Annotated in this window: 4 protein-coding genes and 1 pseudogene; all 5 read left to right on the forward strand. The window is 55.8% G+C overall.

Features of this window, described 5'->3' with window-relative positions; genetic code table 11:
• Positions 1–295: pseudogene (locus ACW11F_RS12410) on the forward strand (hypothetical protein); the annotation flags it as partial.
• A gap of 207 nt (positions 296–502) precedes the next feature.
• On the forward strand, positions 503–844 hold the full coding sequence (locus ACW11F_RS12415) for a DUF4189 domain-containing protein (protein WP_456997268.1): 342 nt from the start codon (positions 503–505) through the stop codon (positions 842–844).
• Positions 844–1,362 carry a lysozyme inhibitor LprI family protein gene (locus ACW11F_RS12420; protein ID WP_456997265.1) on the forward strand — a complete coding sequence of 173 codons (519 nt, stop codon included), beginning with the start codon at positions 844–846 and terminating at the stop codon, positions 1,360–1,362. The genes ACW11F_RS12415 and ACW11F_RS12420 overlap by 1 nt, the downstream gene beginning before the upstream one ends.
• Before the next feature lie 46 nt (positions 1,363–1,408).
• On the forward strand, positions 1,409–2,635 hold the full coding sequence (locus ACW11F_RS12425; protein WP_456997266.1) for a peptidoglycan-binding domain-containing protein: 1,227 nt from the start codon (positions 1,409–1,411) through the stop codon (positions 2,633–2,635).
• 48 nt (positions 2,636–2,683) lie between these two features.
• On the forward strand, positions 2,684–2,914 hold a 231-nt coding region (locus tag ACW11F_RS12430), incomplete at its 3' end, for a hypothetical protein (RefSeq protein WP_456997267.1).

Below are 2,914 nucleotides of genomic sequence, written 5' to 3' on the forward strand. Positions count from 1 at the left end.
CATGCTGATCACCTGCCCGCCGATGGCGGCGATGTTCTTCCAGGGCACGCTGGGCCACGCCGTGACGATGTACTCGCAGTTCGGCGCCCAAGGCGGCCAGGCCCGCGACCCTGCAGGCAACCCCGTGGGTGGCGGTGGGTATAGGCCGGCTGATAATTCCAATTCGGCTTACTCGGTAGGTGCAGCGGCCAAGGATAATGATTTCAGGCCAACATACGCGACAGCAAGAACGGTTGAGACAGATTTGGCAAACAAGGATTTGTTGAAAAATCAAAATCCCAATAGGGCAAAGTGAGGGCGTGATATGACTGCATCCTTTAATAGCAAGAAGTCATTGATCGCAGTAACGATGTTTGTGCTATTTGTGGCGGCGGCAGCCCCTTCCAGTGCGCTTGCATTTCAAGCTCCTCCAACTGGTGGTCCTTGTCCGCCAGGTGCAGTTCCCTCCGGGGGGCGGTGTGTTTCTCCAGCGGAGGCGTCGGCCAATAGAAGTGGATCGAATATGCCTCGCCCAGTGCAGCGCCCGGCTGAAATATGGGAAAACAGGTTTGGTGCAATTGCGAGGGATTTTTCTACTTCAGCAGGAGGGGCGGTAGAAAACCAGAAGTCCAAGCGTGCTGCAGAAAGGGAGGCGATTAGAAGGTGTGGCACGCCTAATTGTAAAGTCGTGCTGAGCACGAGGAATCAATGTCAAGCCACTGCATGGCGAGCTGGAATTAGCACTTTTGGCGATGGTGCAACTGAAGCAGAGGCTGCCGAGCTTGCGATGCGACGTTGCAGTGAAGGTGGGTCGGGGTGCGAGCTTATGTACAGCGGCTGCAGTCTTCCGGTGCGAGTTAAATAATGAAGATGTTGTTCACGCCACTATTCCTCGCAGCTCTATTTTCTTGTCAAAAGCCGGTTTCACAAGAAACGGGTCCACTGCAAGTGAGTAATGGAACTGAGGTCGCGTCAAGCGACGTGGAGAGCCAACAGCCTGTGCCTGCGTATACTAATTCAAGTGCACTGGGTCTTGGCGCTAATCGTGGCCAGCAGGAGCAAGTAATGTTAAGAGACTCTTACCGCAGGTGTGTGGATTCGACAGACGGAGTGACTCCTGCTATCCAAGATTGTATTGCGAAGGAGCACGAGTTCCAGGATGGACGCTTGAATGAGGTCTATCGAAAGCTTCTTTCTCAATTGGATTCCCCTGGAATGCAGAAGTTGCGCCAAGAGCAGCGACAGTGGTTGGCGGAGCGAGATATGGAGTGTGATCCGGGTGAGGATCCGGGACAAGGGCAGTTGATTGATGCCAATAGTTGCGTATTGAATCGAACCGCTGAACGAGCAAATGAACTGGAAGCAAGGCTGAGGGCGGACTGAGCAGGCTTGATGCCGTGCTTGGTTTTGTTTTCTGAGGAGCAGTGTGATGGACAACGAGTGGCGCCTTGGTCAGACTTCGATGCAGTATGAAACAGGTGGACGTGGGCCTGGGACAATTTCAACCGGAAAGGGCGACCTCGGTGGAGTGTCGTATGGCTCATATCAGCTTTCCACTAACATGGGGACTGTTCATGAATACTTGGCACAGTCTTCTTATGGAAAGGAGTTTGCAGGGCTGCAGCCTGCCACAGAGGCATTCAACGATAAATGGAGGTTGCTGGCACGGACTGATCCGGGATTTGCTCAAGATCAGCACGATTTTATCAAGCGCACGCACTACGATATTCAGGTAGAACGTCTAAAGGCTTCAGGCTTGGACTTTTCTGGGCGCGGGCCGGCGGTTCAAGATGCTCTATGGAGCACTTCCGTCCAATTCAGAGGGCTTACGCAACGTATTTTCCAGAAGGGACTGGAAGAGCGATTCGGTAAAAATGTAGATATTTCTGTGCTTTCGGACAGGGAGATCGTTGAGGCCGTTCAGGACTACAAGCATGCCCGTACTGAGCAGCTCTTCAAGAGCTCGCCACAATTGTGGGAAAGCCTTAGGAACAGAGCCTTGAATGAAAAAGCGTCTCTGCTTGAGTTGGCGGGCAGGGATCTTGGGATGGAAGGAAAAACTGTCTCGCCTCTTGGACATGAACAGCCCCGCTCATCAATGGACGAGGGGGGTGGGAAGGTGAACGAAATTCAAGCCACTCTCGCCACCCTCGGCTACCACGGCAGGAACGGCCAGCTGCTGGTGCAGGATGGCATCCACGGGCCGAACACCGATCACGCGGTGCGTCAGTTCCAGCAGATGCATGGTTTGAAGGTCGATGGCATCGTCGGTTCGCAGACGATCAAGGCACTGGAGCATGCGCGGCAGCATCCGTTGGTGACCGAAGCCACGCATCCGAACCATGCGTTGCATCGCGCCATCGCCGATGCACTGCCCAAGGGCACCGATCCGCGGGTGGCGGCCAACATCGCGCTGCAGGCGCAGGAAACCGGCATCGATGATCCGTCGAAGATCCGCAAGGTGCACCTCAACGGCAGCGACGTGTGGGTGCTCGGCAATGGCATCGACCCGGGACAGCGCGCGCGGGTGGACCTGAACGCCCCGACGCCGGACCTGCAGGCGATGAGCGACCACATGGCGCAGCAGCACAACGAAGCGCAGCAGCAAACCCAACAGCAGCAACAGCGCATGCAGCAGCACGCCGTGATGCGTTGACTTCGAGCAAAGCCCCGGTCTCCGGGGCTTTGTCGTCATGGAGCGATCATGATCATCGTCCTGCAGACTCGGATCCCGATGCATTCGCCCCACTTCCAGCAGGGCTTCATGATCGTGACGGCGGCCAGTGCGCTGACGGCAGCGAACGATCAGGTGTATTCGACCCTGAGCAACGATATTCCGCGCCACGTGACCAAGCTGGTGACCGGCAATGATGCGGATGCGGCAGCGATGATCGACAGCAACATCAACAAGATGTCGCTGGCGTTCGGGTTGATC

It is taken from the genome of Luteimonas sp. e5 (assembly GCF_054031035.1).

Coding starts and splice junctions, on each gene's coding strand:
- ACW11F_RS12425 (WP_456997266.1), top strand. CDS start 1,409: ATGGACAACGAGTGGCGCCTTGGTCAGACTTCGATGCAGTATGAAACA.
- ACW11F_RS12420 (WP_456997265.1), top strand. CDS start 844: ATGAAGATGTTGTTCACGCCACTATTCCTCGCAGCTCTATTTTCTTGT.
- ACW11F_RS12415 (WP_456997268.1), top strand. CDS start 503: ATGCCTCGCCCAGTGCAGCGCCCGGCTGAAATATGGGAAAACAGGTTT.